This is a genomic window from Pseudomonas sp. ACM7 (genome assembly GCF_004136015.1).
Taxonomy (GTDB): domain Bacteria; phylum Pseudomonadota; class Gammaproteobacteria; order Pseudomonadales; family Pseudomonadaceae; genus Aquipseudomonas; species Aquipseudomonas frigoris.
Map to the genome: position 1 here is coordinate 6,147,220 of NZ_CP024866.1, position 22,547 is coordinate 6,169,766.

The following is a 22,547-nucleotide window of genomic DNA, read 5'->3' on the forward strand; positions in this document are numbered from 1 at the left end:
AGGGGTGAGCCTTAAGGCGTGGTCGTCAGAGTGATCATCACGCCAGCGGTGACCTTGTCGCTGTCGGAGTGTTTGACCCAGTTGGCTGCCGAACCAACGGCCGCCAGGGTCGGGTTGGCGCCACCGACGGCGTCCTTCCAGCTATAACCCAGCACGTCGATGTTGACGGTGCCCTCGGCGCGGTAGCCGATACCAAGGTTTTCCTCGTCGTCCACGTTGTACGAGCGGAAACCCGGAGCCTGGGATTCGGTGATCACCACAGCGTTCGGCAGCAGACCGAAGATCACATCCGCCGGAGCGGTGTCGGTCACCAGCACTGGCTTACCGAGGGTGCCCGGCAGGCCGCCGTAGATCACGACGCCAGCTTCTTCGTAGACCTTGTTGGCAATGGCTTCATCGACGATGTCGAAATAAGCGCTGGAGTGCATGACCCAAAGGGCAATGCGGCCGAACTTGTCGCCGAATTTGCGCATGCCGCGGGTCAGGGTCTTCTTGCCATCAGTTTCGATGTTGGCGGTGACCACCATGCCGGCGTTGGAGCTGATAGCGGCACGCAGTGCGGCGGTGGCGTACTGGATGAAGCCTTCCAGGGTAGCGTCGGCCACATCGGCGCCGATGATCTGGGAGAACTCATCTACCGGACGACCGCGGCGCTTGAACGCCTCTTCGGTGGTTTGGTACGGGCCGTACTTCCATGGCGCCTTGACGCCGACTGCCTCGCCGGCGCCGATCTTCTTGGCCGTCACCTTGCCGACGGAGTTGACGTCGCGATGTTCCAGCGAGCCGCCGATTTTGTAGAAGGAGCGTTTGCGGAAGTCGCCTTCAATCAGCTCGTTGTCGAGAACGATCGCGCCGTTAGACGATGCGTTGAATACATCGAGATTGTCCTGGACGCGCTCCAGGTATGCGGTTTGCGCCTCATCGTTGTAGATGATCAGGTCGCTGTTAACGGTTGTAGCCATGGGTGAGTCCCCTTACTTGGGCAATTGCAGGAATGCGGTTTGGCCGTGCTTGCGCTGGTAATCGCGCTTTTGCTCGGAGGTCATTTCGGAGCGTTTCGGCGTGGCCTGACCATTCACCCGCTCCAGGGCATTTGTTCCTGTAGCCCTGGGCCACAAGTGAGGCGCGCTTTCGCGCAGTGATTCCGCCCATTCGAGCGGGGTCAGAGGAGTTTTGCCGTCTTTGCCGAGGATGGTCTGGCCAGACTCATCGACGGCGACCGCTTCGCCCTCGTCATTCAGTGAGAACACGCCCTTGGCGCGCAGGATGATGTCGTCGGTTGCTTCCGGCAGAGCGCCGGCTTTCAGTGCTGCGCCTCGCACCGAGTCGCCCAGGACTTTGCCCTGGAACTTGGCGGCGAAGGCTTCAGCCTTCTCGGCTCGTGCAGTGATGGTCTTCAGTTGCTTGTCGGTGTCGGCCCGAAGCCGCTCGGTGCGGCGGTTGAAGACTTCGTCCACCTTGCCCTCGGTCAGCAGCTTGGTTTCTTCATCCTGGCCGGCGCGGCTGAGCAGACCTTTGACGGCGTCGATGTCGATGCCTTCAAACTGGGTTTCGAACTGGGTGAGCTTGCCGGTGGTGTCTTTCAGCTTGCCCAGCAGCTCCGTGTTCTTGGTTTTCAAACCCGAGACGGATGCTTCAACGGCAGTCGCGATAGCGGCCTTGATTGCCGGATTTTCCAGGTCGATTTCGTTTTCTTCTGCCACGGCGATGCACCCCTTGGGTATGTGTTGCCCGCTTTGCAGGCAATAAAAAACCGCCCGGAGGCGGTTGATTGAATTTGTTCGTTTAGATACCGGCCCGCTCGAACGCCAGAGGCTCAAGCCCTTTCATTTCCGCCAGCGTCAACGGCGCGAAGTTGCGATCAAGCTGCAGCTCGGCAAATCGCTCGACGCTCAGGCCGCCCTCACGGAACAGCTTCGCCCGAACAGGGCCGATAGCCACGTCCTGAAACGACGCCGGCTGCTGCTGAAGCCAGTGGTAATAGTCCAGGCTTGCGTTGACCTGGCCTGCACCATCCGCTCCCACCGAAGCACGCGTAGCACCCTTGGCGAACATCTCGCTGAGCTTGGTCAGCAGAATAAACGTGGTACGGCAGTTAGGGTGGAATGGCGGCCGAGGTCCCGACTCAGTAGGAAATCGTCGCCCATCCAGTGAGCGGCATTGCTGGCTGGTCTTGCTGTCCAGCGTGGCGATCATTTCAACTTCGGAAACGATATCCGTATTGGCCTTGGCCACCTCCATGCGCGCCTGTGACGACACATGCTGAATCGCGGTGTGGACGACCGTGCTGGCATTGCGGTTGGTGGTGGCTAGGATGCCGTCTTTGTAACCCGCTGCCTTTGTGCCGCGAATGTTGCGAATGACCTGGAAGTTCGTCTGCCCTTCGAAGAAACCTTGCCGGATCGTGCCGGTGACGCGCTCCCGTTCGGCAGTGGTCCAGCCCTTGATGAATGACTTCAGCAGTTTCCCGCCACCGGTGCCGCGCACGCTAAGGGGATTCGTCAGCACCGCCGCCCTGATGGCTGCCGCTGTCGGAGCCGCAACATCGAGCGACACACCGACTGGCGCCGACCTAACTAGGCTCGTCGCCTCGAACTCAGCTTCGTAGTTGGCGATGTCGATCAGGTCGAGGTTCAGCTGCACGCTGTAGCGATCGAAGATGCCCAGCAGCAGGCTATCCACTTCCTTCAGCAGCGCCTCAAGCCGTTTGACGTTGTACTCGGTCAGGTCCGATTGGGTGAGCCGTTCGCGGATCGAACGGTCAATCTCCTTGAGAAACGGCGCGAACTTACCAACCTCCCCCGCCTTCAGCTTTTCGAGAAAGACCGCGTGCCGGATCGTGGCGTCAAGGATTGCTTGATTTGCCGCCATTTGGTGTCACCTCATCATCCAGGCCCAGGCCATCGCCTTGCTCCTGAAGCTCGCCGTCGATCTGCTGGTCAGTGCGCTCCGGGGCAATCAAGCCCAGCTTGCGCAAATAGGACCGCAGGTCGGCCTTCGCAAATCCGCCGTTCTGCCACAAGCCAACCAAGGCCGTGATCATCTGCGGATCAGCCGTCAGCTCGACGAACTCCTGATTGATCTGGTACGCAACCTTGTCGGTGATGCCCATGTAAAGGCCGCACCACATGATCGCCCGGGTGTAGGCCTCGCTGACGTTTGCCACGCAGCCAGCGAGCACCGATGTCGACGCAGACTGATCACCGCGTGACTCGGTTGCTGTTTTGGCGGCCAGTGATGCGACGACCATGCGGGCGCCCAGTTCGATCATCATCTGGTTCTTGTCGGCCATGGCCTCTTTGACCAGCGTGTTGGGCAGTGGCTGCGCGTAACCGAAAGCGCCGCCGACTGGAAGCAGCATTGGCGCCCGGGAGCCGACGTAGACGCCCTTCTCCTCGAGCAGCTTCACCCATTGCTCTGTCAGCCCGGAAATCCACGGCTGAGCCTGCCCACACCAGAAGACGCTGTCTTCGTAGTCAGCGCTGTTGCGGTAATGCCCCAGGTTGATCATGGCGATGTCGTACAGCGGCGATTCGTCGATAGTCGGATCGTTGTTTTGTGCGCCGATGAAGGTGAACGGGATTTCCTTGAGGCGCCCGGTGATGCCTTCCGGCGTGAATGTGTCCGTGACCTCAAGCGGGCCGCCACCTCTTGGGCCGGAGCGGCGCCAGACCCGACAGACAAAACCTTCAGCCTCGAGTGCAAGCTCGCGGAACTGCTCGACTGCTTTGAATCCGAAGCCGTCCTCGACCTCCATCATTTCCCGCAAAACGACCAGCGTTAGCACGTTGTGGCCGTTCACCATGCCGGTGCGCCAGTTGATGATGTCCTCGGCGCAGTACGACAGGATCACTGAGTGGCCGCCAGCGCCATCATCCTGGTGATAATCGACGTATAGGCCGTGACGACCGGCCTCAAGCACCTTTTCCAGCGTGCCTTGCGAGTGCTGATAGATGCTCACCCCTGAGCCGTTGGCGTTGTCCTGTAAGTACTCCAGCTTCTTCGGTACGGTGAGTGTCGGGTCTTTGTGGAAGGCCAGACCCAGCAAGCCATTGCGCGTGTGCCCGGTGGCATTCTTGAACACCGCCCGCTCGCGGTAGGCTTTGTTGCGGTCGGCGTTCTCTGGCGACTTGTCGTGTGCGTTGATGTACGGCAACCGAGAGACCACGCGGTGCTGACCTGCGCAGACATCGCGAACGGTCGCCCAGCGGTCCAGCACTTCGATGTAGTCCGCCCTCTTGAAGGAGACGTCGTTGCTCATCGGGCGTATCCCATTTTGATAGAGGTGGCCGGCTTCCTGGCGCTCTTCGCTACAGCGAAGTACCGGAATCCGTCGGAGCCGTGAGAGGTCCAGTCATGAAGCGGCCTGTCTTTCCAGCAGCCGCGCTTGTCGTCCCATTCCTTGCGGTAGTTCTCGATGCAGTTGATGCCCTCTTCACACTTCGACTCATCGAACACACAGAGCGGGAGGATTTCCCGGACCTGCTCGATGCCGTCGTTGATGCCGATCTTCGGGACCACCTGGAACGTCATGCAGTACTTCTGCCCGTCGATCTCGTAGCCCTCTTGGGCGAGTTCACGGCGGGTCTTGGCATCGCTGCCGAACTCGCGATTGTCGATATCGTGCGGCCCCCAGTGCTCGGAATAGGTGTAACCCTTGTCCTTGAGCACCTTCATGTAATGCCGCAGACCTTCGCCCGAGTTTTCGTAGTAATCGATGACGTGGTATTCGGTGCCGACCTGACGCACGAACCAGATGGCCGTGGAGTCGCTGACGCCGATGTCCCAGAAGGTCATCACCGGCAGATGGCTGTTGTCCGGTATCGCGCCGATGCGTTGTTGGGCGTAAAGCTTGGTCAGTTGCTGCGCGTAATAGGCGCCTTCAACCGACTGCTGGAAGGCCTCGACAGGAATGGACGGGTATTCCCGCTTCATGTCGTCGCCGAGCGTCTTCTCCTTGGCCGCGTACCAGGCGCGCTGACCGTCGTTCGTGACGATCCCGTGCTTGGCGTGCAGCTCGTTGAAGTAATCGGTCAGGCGCTGCGAGATGACCACATCAGTCGGGTCGAGCCAGTAGGCCTTGTTCTTCCACCAGGAGAAGAAGAAAAACTTCCAGTCCAGCAAGCCCAGGGGAACGCCAGCCAGTTGCTGGCGCTCGGCGCTCTGCGAGTAATCGAAGAAGTAGCCGGCCCGACCTTCTGCCGTCGATTCAATCGTGACGAAACAGTCGGTGGCCACGGCTTCAAACGCGCCGGTGACAATCTCGCGGGCCTTGTGTGGAAACTTGGCGCAGATCTTTCCGAACTCGGACACATGCAGATAGCGCAGCGTGCCGCCCCGGAAGGAGGTGGAAACGTAGAGCGAGCCGCCCTTGCTGAACACCAGTTCGCCGGCGGAATCGTTGCTTGCCGGGTTTGCGGCGCGAATCTCGGCCGGCAGATTGTCGTAGGCGTACTTCACCTTTTCCCGGAACAGGCGCTTGGCGTCGTTCAGGGTGTGAGCGATCAGGGCGCACTTGGCCGACTCGAACAGGGCCGCGTCCAGTTGGATGATGCAGCACTCTGTGGTGAAGCCGAGCTGTCGAGCCTTCAGGATGATGTTGCGGGTGTGCATCCCATCGAAGTACTCGATTTGCTCGTCCGTCATCCGGAAGCGGACCTTCTTGCCCTGCTTGTCCGTGATGAAGTAGAGGTTGTTCAGTCGCCAGTACTTGTCCCGGAGCAGCTTCAAGTGCTCGGGCTTCATGTCAGGCTTCCTTCGATAGATCGTCCATCATTTTCGATAGCTCGTCGGCATCGTTACCGCCGGATTTGGTGTCGAGGTCGTAGGCTTGGCGTTCCAGGGCAACAAGCGTCTTTAGCGTGTCGGCCAGCTCCTTCATCGTCTTGGTTCGATTCGGAAGCGCGCTCATCTTGTTGGCCAATGCCAAAACGTCAGCCATTGCATCGCCGTCGTCATGGTCGCCATCCTTCAGCTGAGCAATCAACTGTTTGATGGTGCCCTGCTCATCAGTCAGTGCTTCCAGCTCGTCCAGCAGCTTGTTGGTGAGCCTACGGCCGCGGGAGATGTCGCCGCGATGGGCCATGCGGATGTTCGCAATGACTTCGGCATTGACCTCAATGATCTCGCGCTCGGTTTCCGCTGATTTGCTGGCAACCTGTGTGGCAACCTCTCGTTTGGCAACCAGCGAATCAGCTTTCGCCTTGATCTTCGCCTTGAGGTCTCGCTCCCATCCGTTGGCCTTTGCGCGCTTCTGGATGGCGGTGTGAGAGACGCCACAGGAAGCAGCGATCTCTCTTACGGAAAGCACACCGGCCCGGTAGGCGCGTTCGATTGCCTCCCAGTCGGATTGCTTGGTTGTCATATGCCTTCTCTAAATATTTTTCGATTCCAATACGGTCAGCCGCTGAAGATATAGCGCTAGTTGCTCATGCGAATCATCAGTGACTCTCCCGCTCACCTGACAAGAAAGCTCTTCGTTTTTCCATAGCCCACCCGAGGTGACGTTTGCCGAGCCAAGAATCGCGGTGTACGACTCGCCACTTCGACCGTAATAAAGTTTCGTATGAAGGTAGGTTGGCCGCGGCACATTGATATGTCTTAGGCCGCCCATGCCAGCCAAGCTCTCTACGCAATCCTGATCGGTGTGTTCATGATTGGTATAAATCGTAATGCGTGATCCCCGGGCAATGGCGTTGTCCAGATGCTTCAGCAACGGTGACAAGCCACAGGCCTTCATCCAGCCTGAGCAAATGATGATTTGTTCAGAAGCTGACAACAGCTTCTTCAGCTCATATAGGTGCGACTGCGAGTCTCTTTTCACATTGGTAATTAGGCGCAAGAGGTAGGCTCCGGTTTTGCTCGAGCGCTGATACTAACCCCATATCTTGAGAAATATGTCGCGACACAATTTGCTGATTCGCGAAACGTGTCGCGGCTTACTTGCTGCGGCGATCGATGCCACCGGGCGCCTTGTCGCAGCGCATGCAGTGTTCGCAGTTCAACGTGCGGCACAGCCATGCCTTAACCGGCTGCCACCAGGTGACCATGAAGATGTGGCGGGCACCGGCCAGAGCCAGGGCGACATGCAGCGTCAGACCAGCACTGGTCGGACCGAAGAAGATGTTCTGACTGCGCGCCATAACGACAAACCCGCTGATGGCGATTGTCGAATAGATCAGCTTGCCGAGAATGCCGTCGCGCACCTTGCCGCTCAGTACGCACCAGGTCGCCCAGAGCGAGATCAGGCCGCAAGCCATCGAGTTGATAAGTTCAAGATTCATGGTGGATTGCCTCCCCCGAACCGCTGGCGGATGAGCGCCCAGAGGTCAGCGGCTTTGATGGCTCGGTTGATGGCTGCCAGCAGCGATCCGCCGAAGGTGCCGAGCAAGAAGCCGACACCGGCGACGATGTTCGGCTCTGTGACGCCGAGGTAGGCGCTCACCATTCCGGTCAGGTACAGAGCGCACGCCACGCCGGTAGTGAGGAAGATCAGCCAGGCGCGCCAGTCGGTCAGGTCGTCCTTGTGCCACCAGCTGGCGACGATCACGCCAAACAAGCCAGCAATCAAAAGGTCCAGCCTGTCGAGCAGGCGGTGCAAATAATCCATGCGCTCGACTCCGTGGTGGGCATGATTGATAAAAAAGCCCGCTCGATGGCGGGCATATGGCTCCGTGCTATCGTCGACACCCCTACAGCGTGACGATGGACGGAACCATGGCAAAAACAAATATTGAGCGCTTCGACGAGATGAGCGCTGACATACTCGCGTTCCTGTATGAGAGCTTCCCCATCCCTTCGAGCGTAAGCCCTGAAGTTGCTGGCCTCTCGGTCGTAACGTACCTTGAATACGATCCCGTTTCAGAAGGTGCCGTGACAGAGGGTGAGCGTGATCCAGAGACCGAGTTTTTCGATGCGACACTAACGTGGCTTGTTCAGACTGGATTTATTTCGAGTAGAGCAGCACCTGTAAACAGATACGTCTACGTGCTTACGCCTTACGGGCTCCAGGCTTTGAAGCACGTACCCAAACCATCGTTGGGCACGGAGACGCTTGGCGAAAAGCTGTCAGCTGCCACGAAATCCGGCGCCAAAACGGTCGCTTCCGAGATCCTTAACCAGGCGCTCGCAATTGGCGTACAAATCATCACAAAACCGATGGGGCTCTAGACCTCGGGACGCATCACTTCGCGACACAGGAACTTCAGAGAGGCGTTGATCTCTTTGATTTCGTCCTGAAGCACCTTGGCTTCTGCCCCGAGAAACTTCGACTCAAGTTCGGCCAGCTTCTGTTCGCTCTCGCGAAGGCTGGTCTCTTGGAACATTACAAAGCCGTCCGCCTGATCCAGATTTTCTTTGGCATCACGCTGAATGACCCTCGCCTCTTTGAGCTTCTGCTCACTACAGATGATTGCCTCGACGAGACTGCGATACTCGCTCTTCATGCTGTGCTCCAGAAACGGAAAAGGCCCGCCGATATGGCGAGCCTCGAAGTAGATCAGCTCCAGCAGCACTCCCAGCTCGTAGCAATGGGTGTGGTGGGGCCGAAAACGAAAAAGCCCACCAGATGGCGAGCCTCGAATAGTGGTGCTTCAATATCCTCCCAGCCTGGGAGCGACGGAAACTTCGTAAAGTGGCGCAATAGGTCTTCAGTGCTATCGTTTTAACTTCTTACGATAGATGCGGAAGTTCTTCGGATGACTACTCGCGTTCAAGAAATTAATCGTATTCAAGCCGTCAATAGATATGGGAAGGAATACACGATTATCGAGTCAGCGACCCAGATGGCAGTGAGCATCATGCGGGATACAACGATATGGGTGAACAAAGAGATCTATTTCCGAGCTGAAAATCATGGCCCGGTTAGCAAAATCAACGAGTTGGAATTTGTCGTTTTTCTCACTGGAGAAAAGCTGAAACGCATTTGAAAGATGAGCAGATAAACGCGCAATAAAAAACCCGGCGCAGTGGCCGGGTTCAGGGTTTCGTGTGCGTTTCGCGTTACTTGTGCACTATGGGGAAAGTACCTTCAATGTTCATTCATGTCAACGGCTTTATGCCGCTTCCTGATCTTTTTCCGAGTGAATAACCTGCCAAAGTGGTTGTTGCGCCTGTATATCCACTTCCGCAATTACCTTTCTCAGCGCAATCCACATGTCTCGCCAGTCGCGGTTCCAGTTGTTCTGGTCCACGGTGGCCCCGAAGAACGTCATCATCTCGGCGGCGACCCGGGCCGGCCCCCACTCCGCCGCGCCGTGCACCTCACCCTTGTAAGATTGCAGCGCCAGGGTCACCAGGTACTGCGCTTTCACCCGCTTGGCCGAAGTGAGGTCCGGCAACTTGGCATGGGCGGTGATCAGCAGCACCGCGTTCATGACGTGGCGCATAGTCATCGCCGGGTGGTAGAGGTAGTGCCCGAACTGTTGCACCTGAAACGGCAGTGTGTCGATGGCGCGCAGCACCTTGCCGATCGTGGCCAAGTGCGCGGCGCGGGCGGTTGACCTTCCAATCGGTGCACCGCGGGTCTCGCTGATGCTGATCTTCTGGCGCACAACCTGAATGCGTTCCTCCTTGTCATCGCCCATGGCAGCGAATACCGCTTCATGCCGACGCATGCGTGCGCCCTTCTTGATCGGTGCCGATTGGGCCTTGTCGATAGCCACAGCGCTGATCGACGCGTTCGATTCGTGCTGAGCTTCGGTCCACACCTGCCTTGCGTTGATCAGTTTCATGCTGCGTCCTTTTTCAAGTCTCTGGTCTTTACCCGGTAGTCGGCCTTGATGGCCTTGATCTCTTCCATGTCTCTAGGCCCTCAAATGCGGCAGGTCGTGAGCAGCTAAGTAATCGTTGCGCGCCTTAACCGCATCTTTGATGTCCTTAAACCGACCGAGGTGTATTTGCCTTTTCTGCCACTGGACTTTTGCCGACCACTTGCCTCGATCCCAGGAAACGCCGACATGACCGCTGGTGTTCTTGTCCGTCTTTTTGCGGTTGGCTGCCTGTACGCTGTAATCGGCGTAACGGCAGTTTCCGGGTTCGTACCCTTTCGAGGCGTCAATTCGGTCAAGGGTCAGCTGGTCGGTGTAGCCGTTCGCGAGCGACCACTCCATGAAGGTCTCGAAGCTCATCCACTCGTCACAGAGCGTCACGCCTTGGTACTTCTGGACTTCGGCGCCGCGAGGCTTCAGGCAGCGGCGCTTCATGTTCGCCCACGTCACGTGCAGCCGGCTGTTCGTATTATTGAAGCCGTGGGTTGCGCGCTTCCTACCCCCGGCCTTGTTTGCGCATGGAATGCAAAGCCCCGTCATAACCTTGGCTCGCTCCATTCGAGTCTCGAACTCGGCTAGGCACTCTGGGCACCGAAACACTCCGATCGACCTTCGCGAACCAGAAATTTCGACCAATGACTTTCGAACAAGAATCACATTGCTGACCATGAATGGCTCACCTCTTGTCTCTGCTCAGTCCGGCGTACCTTCTTCGCAAATACCGCCTTCAGGCGCTTGAGGTACGGAATGTCATGGCGCGCCAAGTCCTGATTGCACTCCAGCCAATCAACTTTGGTCTGGCCGATCTTCTCGATCAGCTTTGGCCGGTATCCGGCAATATTCCCGCTCAGGAAATTGTTACAGGCGCTACAGGACTTGTTCATGTTCCAAAGGTTGAAGCGCAGATGTGCAGCAGCACCAACGCTGCGGAAGTGAGAGCAATGCCATTGGCCACCCCAGCTCGCCGGCTTGTCGCAGCTCACGCAGCCCAGGTGGGCATCACGCAGACGGACATAGCGGTTGATGACCGCCTGGGCCTCCTTGGCATGATCCGCCCTACTCTTCAGCTTCTCCTTACGGACCTTGATCTCTTTGCGCTCGATCTGGGCCAGCGACTTGCGCGCCTTCTCCTGATTCACGTCCTTGATGGCCAGTCCGCACTTCGGGCTGCACACGGCTTGCCCGAGGCGCTGCGGTGGGAAGCTGATGCCGCATGCTGGGTTCTTGCACTTCTTCGCCCGGGGTGGCTTCGCGGCGATACTCATGCGTAACTCCCCAGCTGATCAGCCGCAGAAAGTGCGTCAGCCTCGTTCTCAAAGTGCGCGGACAACACCAACCGCCAGCAGGCGTTGAAGACGTCGCGGTAAAGTGGCTCGAAAGCGGTGTCGTCCATGTTGGCCCAGCTGATCGACTTGGCCTCTTTGCGGATGCCTTCAGGCGTGTGCACCAGGTGAAAGTGGCCGGCCTCGATCGTCACCCACTCACGGAAGGCCTCGCGACTTTTGTCCACCGCAGGGAAGCGCTCAGCACGAGCCGACTCAAGACCGGTGATGTACGCCGCAACTGCGTGCGATAACTGGCCGGGTTTGCCGCTTTGCGCTTCGAAGAACTTGGCCAGCCCCTGAATACCACGCATCTCCTGGCGCGGGATCAGCCCACCAACCGGCTCCCAGTACTCCCACGCCAAATCCAGCATCGAGAAGAACTTGCCGTGGAACTTGCCGTTGCGCATCCGGGTGAACTTACCGTGAATGATCTGGCCAGCCTTCCACTTCTGGACCGTTTCACGGTCGGCTTCAGTGGCTGGCACCAAGCCTTGGGCGGTGCGGATTAAAGCGAGTTCAGCCATGGGAAGCATCCTTACTCTTGGCGGCGTCCGCGCTCAGCTCACCCAGCACCAGGCAGGCAATGCCGAACGCCTCATCGCCGAGATTTGTGGCGCGAACGATTTGGTTCATCGCATCGACGAGAGCCTCGTTCTCAGCCTTGAGCTGCCCAGCGCCACGCTGCACAGCTTCCACTTGCGAGCGCAGTGCGCTGTTCTCTGCATTAACGTGGCTGAACTGAGTGGCGATGTGTTCTTCCAGTGACACCTGGTCACGCTGCCAGTCGATATCGTCGTGGTAGTAACCGAAGCGAGTGCAGAGGCTACGGTGGAAGTTTTTGAAGCCGGCCTTGAGATTGTCGATGCGCGAGCGAAGTACATCAGCGCGATGGCGACCCAAGTCAGATGCCTGTACCGAGGTCTGAACCCATTCGGTTTTTTCAATCCACTCGCCAAATGCGTACTCGACGCTTTTGAGGCGCTCGTTCTCGGCGATCAGCGCCAGGACTGCGGCCGGGTTGGCAGCAGCGATGAACTCAGCATCCACGCGGTGGATAACGCCCAAGGGGTCGCTTTCATCGCTCCACTCGTAGACCACCACATCCTTGCCGGTGTGGGTGCCGGACTCACTCCAAATGTCCTGGATAATCTCAAAGCCTTGGCTGCCGTCAGCTTCCCCGCACATGCTCCACGGCCCTGCCGTTGCAGCCTCGGCCAGCCGCTTCAGTTCGGCGTGGTCTGTCATAGCTCGCCCTCATCATCAAAGTCTTGCGGGGTGCCGGCCTTCGCCAACGAAAGAACCTTCTCGGCCTTCTCCATCAGTTCCGGGTACTGATCATTCCAGTTCTGCTTGCAGGCCTTGGCCATCAGCTCTTCGAGCATTGCGAACATTTGCGGCGCGGTGCGCATCATGTAGGCGTTTGCCCACGACTCATCGCCGATCACGTACTTGATGCCGTTGTGATCCATTGCACCAATCGTGGCGATCTCAAGCGGATCACCATCTCGCATTACGCAGACGCAATAGTCCTGGCGATCTACCAGCCATTCTTCTTTCGTGTGATTGCTCATGCCGTCACCGCCATTGTGATCAGGACGCAGAAAATACCGATGGCAAAGCCGGCAAAGGTGCAGGCCAGTGTCATTGCTGATTTAGGAATCATCAGAAGCCCTCCTTGCCGCGCTGAGATTCCCATTCGAACGGGATGACGATCACCCCGCCCTCCCGCAGACGATCCACGCAACGCTCGCCCATGGCCGACGGCAGCGCCTTGCCGTCGAGGTTCGAGATGATCACCGTCGGGCGCATCTGCTCGTACCGGCCGTTGATGATTGAGAACAGCGTGGTCAGTTCAAAGTCGCTCGGGGTTTCTTTGCTCACGCCAATTTCATCCAGGACGAGCAGAGACGGAGCGATAAGGCCGGCCAGGATCATTCCCTCATTTCGCTCAGTGCCGCCGCCATACGTTGATTTGATGTCATGCAAGATTGAGCCGATCGTGCGGTACACGGCCGTGGCAGAGGTTCTGCGCATCAGTTCGTTGGCGATGGCGGTGCCCAGGTGCGTCTTGCCGGTACCGGGCTTCCCGAGCATCAGCAGGCAGCGGCCAGATTCGGAGATCTGCGGGAACTCGGCGACGTACCGGCGGCAAGTGCCCAGGGCTTTGAGCTGTTCGGGCGTGGTGGCCACGTACCCGGCGAGCGTCTTGCCGGCGAAGCGTTTCGGAATCAGCGCTGAGCCGAGCTTGACGGACAACTCGTAGCGTTCGTGAATCTTGACCTGCTCAGCCGCCTCTTCCTTCTCGATCCGCGTGCACTCAGGGCAGCCGGTCTTGAACACCTTGCCGAAAATCACGTTCACGGTTTGCGGGAACTGGCCGTGGTCTTCGCAGATCCCAGTGGTCTGCTGCGGAGCAGGCGCACTGCTCGGCATGGCAATTACTTTTTCAGATCGCATAGCTGCCGTCCTCCCTAGTGATCAAGCCGGCGGTGTAGTCGCGCTCAGCGAAACCGGTGTGACGGGACTGCGGAAACTGGTGCACGTTGCTGGCGACCTTGACCTCGTCCTCCCAGCGCTTGCCGTTGAGCCATGTCGTCGGGTGCGGGATGTACTTACCGGCGTCCTTGGTCCAGTCAGCGCAGACCACTTGCTTGGCCAGGCCGCTGGCGATCAGGGCGAACAGTTCGTCAGTGACCTTGAGTTTCTTCCAAGCCTTCTCGGCGTTCGCCTTGCCCTTCTTGTTCGGGTACAGCTTCCAGAACTTCGGGAACAGATCCTCGGTCGCCGATGCCGCAGGCGTCGGTGGTGTGAGGGGATCAGCAGTCAGGTTAAGGGAGTCAGTAGAGAGGGAGTCAGCCGGAGCGCTTTCGATTTTATCGGTAGGACTTCTGCCAAAATCCGAAGTGATACATCCATCTGATACTGAAGGGATAAACGACTCGGGTTCGTTACGGTGCGGGTTCTGATGTTTAACGAAGTTGTCGATTTCGATGTAGCGCTTTTCACCCACAGTGTAGCGAAAGATGAAGCCGGTCTCGGCAAGCCAGTTGAGCATGTCGTCCATGTCGAGGCCGTCGCGGTACGGGAACAGTTCGCCCTTGATGCGAAGCGGACGATCTTCCAGGCGCCCTTCCCGATCAGCGAGAAGCCACAGACCTTCAAACAGCAGGGTTAGCATTGGGTCTGCCACGCCGAGCAGTTCATTTTTGAACAGGGCGGGTTTGAGGTTGCGTGCTCGGGCCATTACTTGCCCTCCTTGTTGAGCAGATCGGCGTCACGGCGAGCCCACAGAGCCTGGAGCTTCGTCAGGCCTTTACCGGTGACGCGTGGCGTGGACACGGTGGTCTTGCCGTTTTCGGGGTGCTCGAAGGTGCTGAGCTTTGCGGTCAGGTAGCCGGATTCAATCGGGCCTTGCATCGGCTCGTTTTTGCGGAGAGTTACCCAGCGACGCTGGCGCATGAAAGCCATCAGGCGATTCTGGCCGGTGCCGATTAGCTTCGCGGCTTCGGCTACCGAGTAGGTTTCGTGCGTGACAGTGACGGCGTCGAAAAAAGCTGTCTTTGGCGCGTCGGCGGCGACCTTCTGCTCGAGCATCAGGTTTTCATTGGAAAGCTCGGTGTTGTCCGCTTCCAGGGCGACGACCTTCTTCACGTTGTCGGTGAGCAAGGCCAGCAAGGTGCGCGGGTCGTTGAGGGCGGCGACGTAGTCGAAGGAAGGCTTGGCGGTCTGATCTTCCAGTTCCTGCCAGCGATCCACCAGGCGGGCGGTGAACTCCGGGCAGAGCTGGGCGACGACAATGAAGCTGTCGCGCTTGCCGACGAGGTACTGTTTTGCCGGGCGGCGCAGCGAATCAAGGTATTCCTCAATTTGAGGAGAACCGATAACGCCCTTCAGGGCCAGACTATCAATCGTCCGCTTCACATTGTCGTGGCGAAGACCGACCAGTTCGGCCATGTCCCGCGAAGACATCGTGGTACGCGACACGTTTTCGTAATTATTAAAACGTGTCGCGACCTGTCCGGTATTGTCCTGCTGTATCTGTGCGTGCATAATCTTCTCCACTTGCTTTACCGCTGTAGAAAAAGCCGACCTCGTACGTCGGCTTTTTTGTGTCTGAAATTCAGGCGGCCTTCACCGACTGCTTGAATACTTCAAGGCTGACGATCACCTCCTCAGCCTCTTTGAGCAGGACCGACTTCTCACGAGAACAGACGCGGCCATCGGCCTGGGCGTCGAATGCAAGACGGGTCACGTCTGCCAGATCGGCGTGTAGGCGAAGCAGCGCGGTGTTCAAATTGATACCTTCCGGCTTTTCCTTCGGCACCAGGTCGAAACCGAAAGACTCAGCCCAAGCCTTCAACGGCCGGAAGTCCTGGGTGAACTTCATGATCCGGTGTAGCTCTTCCACGTTCATGCGGTGGGTGTCGTAGTCAGGGTTGGCTTTCTGCGAAAGCAGAGTTCTGGACTTAAAGTCAGCGCCCTCGGCGATTTTTCGGGTGCCGTGGTCATCGACCACTTCGTAAATCGCCTTCATCAATTCCTGCATGTCACACCTCGAAAATTGTTACGTGGCTGGATGCCATCAGGTCAGCGATCCTTTACTCATCAACTGATCAAGGACGCATCCATGACCGACTCTTCCGAACTACAAGGCGAGGTAACCGCCCTTTGCTGCCTGGTGGTCGCCTTGGCTTCCACCCTTCCCTTGTCGTCTCAACTCAGGCTGTGGCCTGCGTTTGAGCGGGTTGCCGGTCCGTTAAGGGGTCGGCTTGGTCGCGAAGAGCTGCGCGGTTTTGAACGCGCAACCGCTTCGCTTGCCTCAAATCGAAATCACGGATGAACCCATGACCCTTTCTTCTTGGCCCCGAATTAGGTGCCAGCCCCGCCTGGTCCAGTCCCTGTCGCGGCACCTAATAAGGGGCCGGACCGTTACCTGGACGGGAATATTGAAACCACGTTCTCTGCCTGCGCCTCTTGTGCGCAGTGATCAGCGAGGCGTCTTCGCAAGGTTGTTTTATCCGTTGCGAGACGTGCAGCGCTGCGTCGCTCGACCGCCCGCTCTGTCATTTGCAAAATCCGGTCAGCGAGTTGATCCATGCCGATACCAACCTCATCTGCCCAGCGCTCAAGCTCGTCCTTCTCGTCCTGCGTGTACTGCCCTACTTCGGGTATTGCAGACATTGGTGCCTCCTCCATGGCCTGGTCAGGCGCTAAGTTTCTTGTCGTCAACCTGGGAAATCGTGTCCTGCTCTCGCCTGGCTTTTAGAGCCGCACGTATGAGGTTGCGAACTAGCGCACCAGGCTGAATTTTCAGCTCGCGGGCCAGTTCGCCCAGCGCTGGAAAGCCATCCAGCTCGTCCGACTCGCCGTCATCGATCAACGGGAAGTACCCGTAATCCTCCTTGAACCGCAGGGCCGCCAACGTGAGGTCTCGAACCAAGGCGCCCGGCTGAATCTCACGCTTCAGCGCTTCCACTTGGAGAGCGGCGTAAGCGTCGTCATTGAGGCGCGACTTCATCTGGTGGGTGTTGCGATGCGTCTTGTTTCCGTAGGCCATGGGTTCACTTCCGAGGTCGGTGTGACGGGCTGGGTTAGGCGGCGGCTTTCTTTGGATGGGCTTCCGCGAGCAACCAAGACGGCTCGAACGGCTTTCCATTGGCAGCAGCTAGGGCAGCAATTCGCTCGGCATAGCGCGTCTCACCGGTGTATTCGGTGCGCGGCAGGCAGTCAGCGGTAAGCCACTTGTAAACGGCCCGAGGAGACTTTCCGCAGGCCAGCGCAACCACCGGCACGCCGCCAGCGTCATCGATCGATTTCTTAAGCGGCCGCATAAGGCCTCCGAGTCAATTATGAACTTACAGTACATATTATGTCGGAACTGAAAGTACATGCAAGGGCATGCGATGCTGAACCAATGGTTCAGATAGAAGAAATTCGCGCAGCGTTCGTTGCTCGCCTCAAAAAAGCGTTATCCGCCCACGGCATTGACCAGTGGGGCGCGGGTGCTCGGCTGGCAGAAATTGCGAAGGTCACGCCCAAGGCTTCGAGCAAGTGGCTAAATGGTGAGGCCTTGCCGGGGCCTGCCAAGATGAGCGCTATTGCGGGTGCGCTAGGTGTAAAAATCGAATGGCTTCAGCATGGCGCAGGTGACGAGCCCAAGTTTTCAAAGCTGGCCGCAGTTGAGGTTGACGCTGCGGGCGAACCGCCCCTATCGGCAGCTGATGTAGTGCGGAACATGCTTGCCCATCAAGGGAAAGGACTGTCTGAAGATGCACGCAGGCGTTTGCTTGCAGTAGCTGAAGCCGATGACGGCGGTGGCGCCATTGAGATCGACTACTACCGCCCTGGCGCAGTCGGAGATGAAGTGTGGATTGCGCACTACGACGTCCGCGCCGCTATGGGCGGCGGGCAGATTCCGCACGATTATCCTGAGATGCTCCAGGACGTCCGGGTGAGCCCTCAACATCTGCGCGAGATGGGTGTCGAGTTCAAGGAGCACTTCCATCTGAAGATGGTGACCGGCTGGGGACAGTCGATGGCGCCAACGATTAAGCACCGCGACCCACTTCTCGTTGACATCAGCATTCGCGAGTTCGTAGGAGATGGAATCTACATGTTCTCTTGGGAAGGCCATCTCTACATCAAGCGCCTCCAATGGCTAGGGGATGATCAGATCAACATGATCTCTGATAATGCGAAGCACCCTCCACAGACGATCCGAGCTGATGCGACCTACATCCAGGCGCGGGTACTGCTCGTCTGGAATGCGAACCTGGTGTAACGCCATGCCCCTAACCAAACCCAACCAAGAGCTGCGCCGCGACCTGAAAGAGGTTGCAGCCCTGCTCAAGTGGTCCGGCGTCGACCTGATGAAGATGGCTATCCGGCTGTCTGAGGCGGGGCTGGAGGCCGATGCTCGGGAACTGCTGACGATCATCGACGGTTTCCCGGATGCCGAGGACAAGCTTGATGGGTACGCGGAAGAGGTGAAGGCTGGACAAATAAACCGTAGTAAGCCCGAGTAGGCGCGCTGTGTGCCGCAGCGGGACGCTGCAACAAATTAAATCAGTTCGCCGCACATGGAGAAAAAAGTGAGCGAGAAAGTCACCACTTCGGTATTGCCCCACATCAAGGCCGGATCTTTCGTCGATGAGCAGGTCGATCAGTTCGATGCGTTCGCGATGTCGTGGAATGGCGACGAAGCGATCCATCTAACCTTCGGCCGAAACTCGATTAATTTGAAGAGCACAAAATTCGTCGTTGAAAATGGCGTGTCCGGTATTGAGGCTGGTGAAATTGAGCCGTTCAGGCTTGATGTCGCGGCTGTAGCAATGCCTATCGGCGTTGCGAAAGAGCTCGCCGAGACTCTTTCTCGCATGATTGCTCACGCGGAAGAGCGGAGGAATAAAGGTGAATAAAGCTCCGCTGATCGAAGATTCTTCTGGCAGAGTAATCTCGGGTCATCCATCATGGAAAGGTGATAGCAGTGGTGGCGGAGGAGACATGGACGGACGATTGCGAGCACTTGAGAGCGGAATGACTGATGTGAAGGTTTCGCTTGGAAAGATTGAGACTCGCCTCGATCACATCGAAAAAAATATGGTCACTAAAGGCCAGATTGCTCTGTGGGCCTTATTCGGCCTGCTGGCCTTGGGTGGCTCAACCGTTGGCGGTGTTTGGTGGATGGTTCAACAATACCTTTCGCCGATCCTAAAATCGCTCGGCAGCTAGCTAGTAAGCAGTGAATAACAAAGCCCGGCCCAGTGCCGGGCTTTTTGTTTCCGGCTTGCACCTCGACTAACGCCGTCTACACTGACGACCATCTGATGGAACAGCGACGTTTATTGTGAGTCCCCAAGCCCGCCCATGCGGGCTTTTTATTTAAGAATGCGCTCGCCACGTCGATAAACTTTTACTGCGCTTTGCAGTGCATGGAGGCAATATGAAAAAAATAGCTATCGGTGGACTCATCGCACTACTTTCAATAGTTTCAATCTCTGCCTCAGCATGCCCCAAGGGCACGCATCCAACGGGCGGCACAGGCTCCCACCATAAAGGTGGAACCTGCTCATAAGACCAGCCCGGCCAAGCCGGTTTTTTGTTTTCTGTAATATGCGGTGCTTCACGGCATTGCATCATTTTTTCGGGGTTTAAAATATGCGATTCACACTACCCGCATTGCTTTTTGGGTTTTTAGCAGTTCAAGGCGCTATGGCTGCTGGCGATGGCACTGCTGCAGTCGGCGGTGGCATCGGAGGCGCACTGGGGAATGTTATTGGACAGCAAATGGGTGGAAGCACCGGGGCCGCGATTGGGGCGGGTGTCGGCGGCGCCGCTGGCGGGGCTATAACAGCTGAAAAAGGCAAAAGAAATGAAGCGGCACTTGGTGGAGGGATTGGCGCGGCTGGCGGCTCAGTCATTGGCAACAGCGTAGGCGGAACTACTGGGTCAACTATTGGTGCGGGCCTTGGTGGTGCAGCAGGCGGGGCCCTCGGAAACAACATGGCCGATGATGGTGATAATCATGAATCACACGGCAAACAGCATGGGCATAAGTACGGGCACAAAAAACATAAACACGATTGAGTAGCTGTGTTGTCCGGCCTTGTACCTGACTTCCGTATCCGTCTGGCACGTCGTCGTCATATGCAACACGCATACTGCGATCCGCCAAAGGGATTTGGCCCCGACTACAGAGAGCCCGCCTTGTGCGGGCTTTTTGTTTCTGGCTTGCGATCCGTACAGTGCCATCTACACTCTTCACAGCTGAAGGATCAGCACTCCTGTGAAAAGTCAGCCCGCTTCCCCCAGCGGGCTTTTTCGTTCTGCCGCCATCAGCCTGCTACGCATTGCTTTCTTTACGGGAGGATTCCCCATGTCCGACAAAGAAACCATCGGCACCCTGCTCACCATTCTGAACGCTCGCCAGGCCAAGCTTACGATCATATGCAAATAGCTCACAGACTGGGTTGAAGCTCAGGGCGGTCATCATGTCGCCAGAAAAGCGCAGCCGTTCTTCAAAGACATCGAAGACGATAATGATTTTGTTCGGGATGCGCTCATGTCATTGATCATCAATGAGCCATTGAAGCGAGAGTGATGCCCGCCTCCCTGTTCAATACACTAGCCCGCCACTGAGCGGGCTTTTTTACGCCCATCAGAAAGGTGCGACCTCCTCCACCGCAAACGCATCCTCCACCTCGACGACGCGATCTTCGTCTGCCTGAGGTTCCCACCTCAGCGTCACCGACTCGTCGTCGTTGAACGTCATGTCTATGCCGTCCGTCTCTGACAGCAAGCCCATAACCTCCTCCCACTCCCGATCCCCGTCCGTGTCGAGCCGATGGATCGTTACCCAGCGCTGAGTCTGCGCGACCGGGTGATTAATCATCGACGAGACGCGCAACCCGAGCCGCTGCACGCCACTGACTTCTTCTCGGATTGTTGGTTTTACCTGCTTCTTCGCCTTTGCCACTCCTGCCCCCATAGCTGTATATGCATCCAGTATAGGCAGGACTATAGCGAAGCCATCCCCTGCGGTAAATCTTTAAAGCCCCCGACAAAGGTTTTTCTCAGTCTCTGTACTTTCTAGAAAATATGTACTTTTGGTACTTGACCACTGTGAACCATTAGTACATATTTACTCCATCGCAACCGGCACCCAATCAGGGGCCAGCTGCGAAGGGTCGAGAGATCTGCCGCTCTTTAACAGCTCAGGATCCTCGCCATCGACTACCCCGGGTTTCAGCCGGTAAGCGCGAGCAACAAATAGTCGATGCCACGCCAGCTCTGGAACTGGCCGTGCTCACCAGATGTGAGTACGCGAAACCACGCAAGCCGATCTGCGAAGAACACCGAACACGAAATGTGTGACGCGGATTAGAGATATGAATCGGGCGATGCGCGTGGTGGAGAAACGGAATTTTTCACTGATGCACCTGGTGACGGGTGCATTGGGAAAACAACCGACAAGCACGGAGCACCAAATGAGCGAGCAAACCCTTCAAGCGCTGCTGGCTGAGCGAGTCACTGCCTTTGCTACAAGTGATCAGCCGGCAGCAATCATCGACGAGCATGTGAAGATCATGTTCACCAAGGTGATCGACAACTGCTTTGGTCGTTACGGAGATATGGGCAAGCAGGTTGAGGAGGCAATCAAGGCAGCGTTGCCAGCCAACTTGACCACAGTCTTCGAGCTGACCCGCTACAACGACATGATCGCCAAAGCGCTTAAAGAAAAGTGGGAAACCAGCGGCGTAGAGGCCGACATGGTCTGCCGCGCTCAGCAAGCCATCGACGACGTTCTCACCAAGGACCAGATGCCCGAGGTAGTCAGCCTTCAAGACCTTCTCGAAGCCTTCATCGACAACCACAAGGAAAGCGCCGCAGAGGAGCGCTGGGAGCGTCCGGACATCCGCTTTCAAGAGTCCGAATACGGCGGCCTGCACATCTACTTCGACAAGAAGCCAAAAGAAGAATCGCCCTATAGCAGCCGCGAACGCAGCGAGTACAACCTGGATAACGCGATCCACATCTCGTTCGATAAACGCGGAAATGACCAGGATGAAAGAGGTCGAGAAATCGGCACCGTCTACGCCGCCCGCATCGACAACGAGAAAATCGGCCAAACCCTACGCTTCAGATCGAAGTTCGAAAAGTTGCTCGCCGCCCTCTACTTCGGCGCCTCCAAGATTCTGGTGGACTGCGACGAAGACGATTTCAGCTACGGCATTTACGACTGACAGCATCACCTCTGCCCATTCACTGAGTGGGCAGACGGATGCGGATGATTCTGCACCGCGCAAAGCGGCCCCCTGCATCACCGCAACAACGCAGATGAAAGCGGACGTGGCCTTGGACCAGCGGGAGCTGAGGCGATCAATAAATAGACGTAGCGGCCTTACTCGGCCATCTGCACTTATTCGGCGCAAGCCAAAACGAAATTGCCGCTTCACGGGCCTACGGCAATATAAATAATCAGAGTCGGTCAGAAGGTTGTAGATCTTCCCGAGCACCTCGAAAGAGGCTGCATCGGAATGTCGGCGCCCCATGAAAAAAGCTGATCCAGGCCAACTGTTTGTATGCGAACGGGCGGACGTAGTTAGGCATCTTGGTCAGGACCGACATTCCAATGCAGCTTCAATAGGTGGCCACTGCCTGCCCAGTGAGCGAGCGATAGGAGCTACTGCCATGAAGCGCTAACCCGCCGTTGCCGAGCAACAGTATCCCCAGCCACTAAAGCGCTGGGCGCTTGGACCGACGAGAGAATATCGGTTCCGGAGAGCGCGCTTTGTCAGCGCCCCGCAGCGGGCATGGCCCACAGGATCTGCTGGTGACATCAGCGCCGGACAAGTAACCGGCAATCCCTCCCGACCAAACCCGCATGCACTCCCCTCCGCGCCCAACGGCAACCAGCGGAACGGATGAGTGCAGCCGAGTTTTGTTGACGAAAGGT

32 protein-coding genes are annotated in these 22,547 nt (G+C 57.4%); 8 read left to right on the top strand and 24 right to left on the bottom strand.

Features of this window, described 5'->3' with window-relative positions:
- Positions 1-11: 11 nt before the first annotated feature.
- The 9 genes from CUN63_RS29210 to CUN63_RS29250 form a co-directional block, all read right to left on the bottom strand.
- Complete coding sequence (locus tag CUN63_RS29210) at positions 12-962, bottom strand: major capsid protein (protein WP_129444632.1); 951 nt, start codon at positions 960-962, stop codon at positions 12-14.
- Positions 963-974: 12 nt separating this feature from the next.
- A complete protein-coding gene (locus tag CUN63_RS29215) occupies positions 975-1,703 on the bottom strand; it encodes a hypothetical protein (RefSeq protein ID WP_129444633.1) in 729 nt (242 codons plus the stop codon).
- 82 nt (positions 1,704-1,785) lie between these two features.
- A complete protein-coding gene (locus CUN63_RS29220; RefSeq protein WP_129444634.1) occupies positions 1,786-2,871 on the bottom strand; it encodes a minor capsid protein in 1,086 nt (361 codons plus the stop codon).
- A complete protein-coding gene (locus CUN63_RS29225) occupies positions 2,846-4,261 on the bottom strand; it encodes a DUF4055 domain-containing protein (RefSeq protein ID WP_129444635.1) in 1,416 nt (471 codons plus the stop codon). Before CUN63_RS29225 ends, CUN63_RS29220 begins: the two co-directional genes overlap by 26 nt.
- Positions 4,258-5,745 (bottom strand): terminase, encoded by a 1,488-nt coding sequence (locus CUN63_RS29230; protein ID WP_129444636.1) that lies wholly within the window; start codon positions 5,743-5,745, stop codon positions 4,258-4,260. The genes CUN63_RS29225 and CUN63_RS29230 overlap by 4 nt, the downstream gene beginning before the upstream one ends.
- A 1-nt stretch (position 5,746) precedes the next feature.
- Positions 5,747-6,364, bottom strand: coding sequence for a hypothetical protein (locus tag CUN63_RS29235; RefSeq protein WP_129444637.1), 618 nt, complete (start codon positions 6,362-6,364; stop codon positions 5,747-5,749).
- Between the two features lie 9 nt (positions 6,365-6,373).
- Positions 6,374-6,841, bottom strand: coding sequence for a phospholipase D-like domain-containing protein (locus CUN63_RS29240; protein ID WP_129444638.1), 468 nt, complete (start codon positions 6,839-6,841; stop codon positions 6,374-6,376).
- Positions 6,842-6,938: 97 nt separating this feature from the next.
- The gene (locus CUN63_RS29245; RefSeq protein WP_129444639.1) at positions 6,939-7,283 is read right to left on the bottom strand and encodes a hypothetical protein; all 345 of its coding nucleotides are present in this window, start codon (positions 7,281-7,283) and stop codon (positions 6,939-6,941) included.
- Positions 7,280-7,609, bottom strand: a complete 330-nt coding sequence (locus CUN63_RS29250) for an MFS transporter (protein ID WP_129444640.1) — start codon at positions 7,607-7,609, stop codon at positions 7,280-7,282. Before CUN63_RS29250 ends, CUN63_RS29245 begins: the two co-directional genes overlap by 4 nt.
- Before the next feature lie 107 nt (positions 7,610-7,716).
- On the opposite strand from CUN63_RS29250, the gene CUN63_RS29255 reads away from it, so the two are divergent.
- On the top strand, positions 7,717-8,169 hold the full coding sequence (locus CUN63_RS29255) for a hypothetical protein (protein ID WP_129444641.1): 453 nt from the start codon (positions 7,717-7,719) through the stop codon (positions 8,167-8,169).
- On the opposite strand, the gene CUN63_RS29260 is transcribed toward CUN63_RS29255, so the two are convergent.
- Positions 8,166-8,513 carry a hypothetical protein gene (locus tag CUN63_RS29260; protein WP_129444642.1) on the bottom strand — a complete coding sequence of 116 codons (348 nt, stop codon included), beginning with the start codon at positions 8,511-8,513 and terminating at the stop codon, positions 8,166-8,168. The genes CUN63_RS29255 and CUN63_RS29260 overlap by 4 nt on opposite strands.
- Before the next feature lie 183 nt (positions 8,514-8,696).
- Between CUN63_RS29260 and CUN63_RS29265 the strand changes: the two genes are divergently transcribed.
- Positions 8,697-8,927 (top strand): hypothetical protein, encoded by a 231-nt coding sequence (locus CUN63_RS29265; protein ID WP_129444643.1) that lies wholly within the window; start codon positions 8,697-8,699, stop codon positions 8,925-8,927.
- A 126-nt stretch (positions 8,928-9,053) separates the two neighbouring features.
- Here the strand turns inward: CUN63_RS29265 and CUN63_RS29270 are convergent, their stop codons facing one another.
- The 13 genes from CUN63_RS29270 to CUN63_RS29330 form a co-directional block, all read right to left on the bottom strand.
- On the bottom strand, positions 9,054-9,731 hold the full coding sequence (locus CUN63_RS29270; protein WP_129444644.1) for a hypothetical protein: 678 nt from the start codon (positions 9,729-9,731) through the stop codon (positions 9,054-9,056).
- Between the two features lie 72 nt (positions 9,732-9,803).
- Complete coding sequence (locus CUN63_RS29275) at positions 9,804-10,202, bottom strand: hypothetical protein (protein WP_129444645.1); 399 nt, start codon at positions 10,200-10,202, stop codon at positions 9,804-9,806.
- A gap of 218 nt (positions 10,203-10,420) precedes the next feature.
- Positions 10,421-11,032, bottom strand: coding sequence for a recombination protein NinG (locus tag CUN63_RS29280; RefSeq protein WP_129444646.1), 612 nt, complete (start codon positions 11,030-11,032; stop codon positions 10,421-10,423).
- Positions 11,029-11,616, bottom strand: coding sequence for a DUF1367 family protein (locus CUN63_RS29285; RefSeq protein ID WP_129444647.1), 588 nt, complete (start codon positions 11,614-11,616; stop codon positions 11,029-11,031). The genes CUN63_RS29280 and CUN63_RS29285 overlap by 4 nt, the downstream gene beginning before the upstream one ends.
- The gene (locus tag CUN63_RS29290; RefSeq protein WP_129444648.1) at positions 11,609-12,337 is read right to left on the bottom strand and encodes an ead/Ea22-like family protein; all 729 of its coding nucleotides are present in this window, start codon (positions 12,335-12,337) and stop codon (positions 11,609-11,611) included. Before CUN63_RS29290 ends, CUN63_RS29285 begins: the two co-directional genes overlap by 8 nt.
- Positions 12,334-12,663, bottom strand: coding sequence for a hypothetical protein (locus CUN63_RS29295; RefSeq protein ID WP_129444649.1), 330 nt, complete (start codon positions 12,661-12,663; stop codon positions 12,334-12,336). Before CUN63_RS29295 ends, CUN63_RS29290 begins: the two co-directional genes overlap by 4 nt.
- 91 nt (positions 12,664-12,754) lie before the next feature.
- A complete protein-coding gene (locus CUN63_RS29300) occupies positions 12,755-13,549 on the bottom strand; it encodes an ATP-binding protein (protein WP_129444650.1) in 795 nt (264 codons plus the stop codon).
- Positions 13,539-14,336, bottom strand: coding sequence for a phage replication protein (locus tag CUN63_RS29305; RefSeq protein WP_129444651.1), 798 nt, complete (start codon positions 14,334-14,336; stop codon positions 13,539-13,541). Before CUN63_RS29305 ends, CUN63_RS29300 begins: the two co-directional genes overlap by 11 nt.
- Positions 14,336-15,142, bottom strand: coding sequence for a phage antirepressor KilAC domain-containing protein (locus CUN63_RS29310; RefSeq protein ID WP_129444652.1), 807 nt, complete (start codon positions 15,140-15,142; stop codon positions 14,336-14,338). Before CUN63_RS29310 ends, CUN63_RS29305 begins: the two co-directional genes overlap by 1 nt.
- Before the next feature lie 70 nt (positions 15,143-15,212).
- Positions 15,213-15,638: a phage regulatory CII family protein gene (locus CUN63_RS29315; RefSeq protein ID WP_129444653.1), complete on the bottom strand. Its 426-nt coding sequence runs from the start codon at positions 15,636-15,638 to the stop codon at positions 15,213-15,215.
- A gap of 383 nt (positions 15,639-16,021) precedes the next feature.
- A complete protein-coding gene (locus CUN63_RS29320) occupies positions 16,022-16,273 on the bottom strand; it encodes a hypothetical protein (protein ID WP_129444654.1) in 252 nt (83 codons plus the stop codon).
- 22 nt (positions 16,274-16,295) lie between these two features.
- Positions 16,296-16,649, bottom strand: a complete 354-nt coding sequence (locus CUN63_RS29325; protein WP_129444655.1) for a hypothetical protein — start codon at positions 16,647-16,649, stop codon at positions 16,296-16,298.
- Between the two features lie 34 nt (positions 16,650-16,683).
- Positions 16,684-16,923, bottom strand: a complete 240-nt coding sequence (locus tag CUN63_RS29330) for a hypothetical protein (RefSeq protein WP_129444656.1) — start codon at positions 16,921-16,923, stop codon at positions 16,684-16,686.
- A gap of 83 nt (positions 16,924-17,006) precedes the next feature.
- Here CUN63_RS29330 and CUN63_RS29335 point away from each other — a divergent pair, with 83 nt between their 5' ends.
- From CUN63_RS29335 to CUN63_RS29355, 5 genes are all read left to right on the top strand, one after another.
- Positions 17,007-17,873 (top strand): S24 family peptidase, encoded by an 867-nt coding sequence (locus tag CUN63_RS29335; RefSeq protein WP_129445186.1) that lies wholly within the window; start codon positions 17,007-17,009, stop codon positions 17,871-17,873.
- 4 nt (positions 17,874-17,877) lie between these two features.
- Positions 17,878-18,117, top strand: a complete 240-nt coding sequence (locus tag CUN63_RS29340; RefSeq protein ID WP_129444657.1) for a hypothetical protein — start codon at positions 17,878-17,880, stop codon at positions 18,115-18,117.
- 66 nt (positions 18,118-18,183) lie between these two features.
- On the top strand, positions 18,184-18,510 hold the full coding sequence (locus tag CUN63_RS29345; RefSeq protein ID WP_129444658.1) for a hypothetical protein: 327 nt from the start codon (positions 18,184-18,186) through the stop codon (positions 18,508-18,510).
- On the top strand, positions 18,503-18,823 hold the full coding sequence (locus tag CUN63_RS29350) for a hypothetical protein (protein ID WP_178082685.1): 321 nt from the start codon (positions 18,503-18,505) through the stop codon (positions 18,821-18,823). Before CUN63_RS29345 ends, CUN63_RS29350 begins: the two co-directional genes overlap by 8 nt.
- 426 nt (positions 18,824-19,249) lie before the next feature.
- Positions 19,250-19,678, top strand: a complete 429-nt coding sequence (locus CUN63_RS29355; RefSeq protein WP_129444659.1) for a glycine zipper domain-containing protein — start codon at positions 19,250-19,252, stop codon at positions 19,676-19,678.
- A 571-nt stretch (positions 19,679-20,249) separates the two neighbouring features.
- Here CUN63_RS29355 and CUN63_RS29360 read toward each other — a convergent pair.
- Positions 20,250-20,567, bottom strand: a complete 318-nt coding sequence (locus CUN63_RS29360) for a DUF1654 domain-containing protein (protein ID WP_129444660.1) — start codon at positions 20,565-20,567, stop codon at positions 20,250-20,252.
- Positions 20,568-21,078: 511 nt separating this feature from the next.
- Between CUN63_RS29360 and CUN63_RS29365 the strand changes: the two genes are divergently transcribed.
- Positions 21,079-21,834, top strand: coding sequence for a hypothetical protein (locus CUN63_RS29365; RefSeq protein ID WP_129444661.1), 756 nt, complete (start codon positions 21,079-21,081; stop codon positions 21,832-21,834).
- Positions 21,835-22,547: the final 713 nt, after the last annotated feature.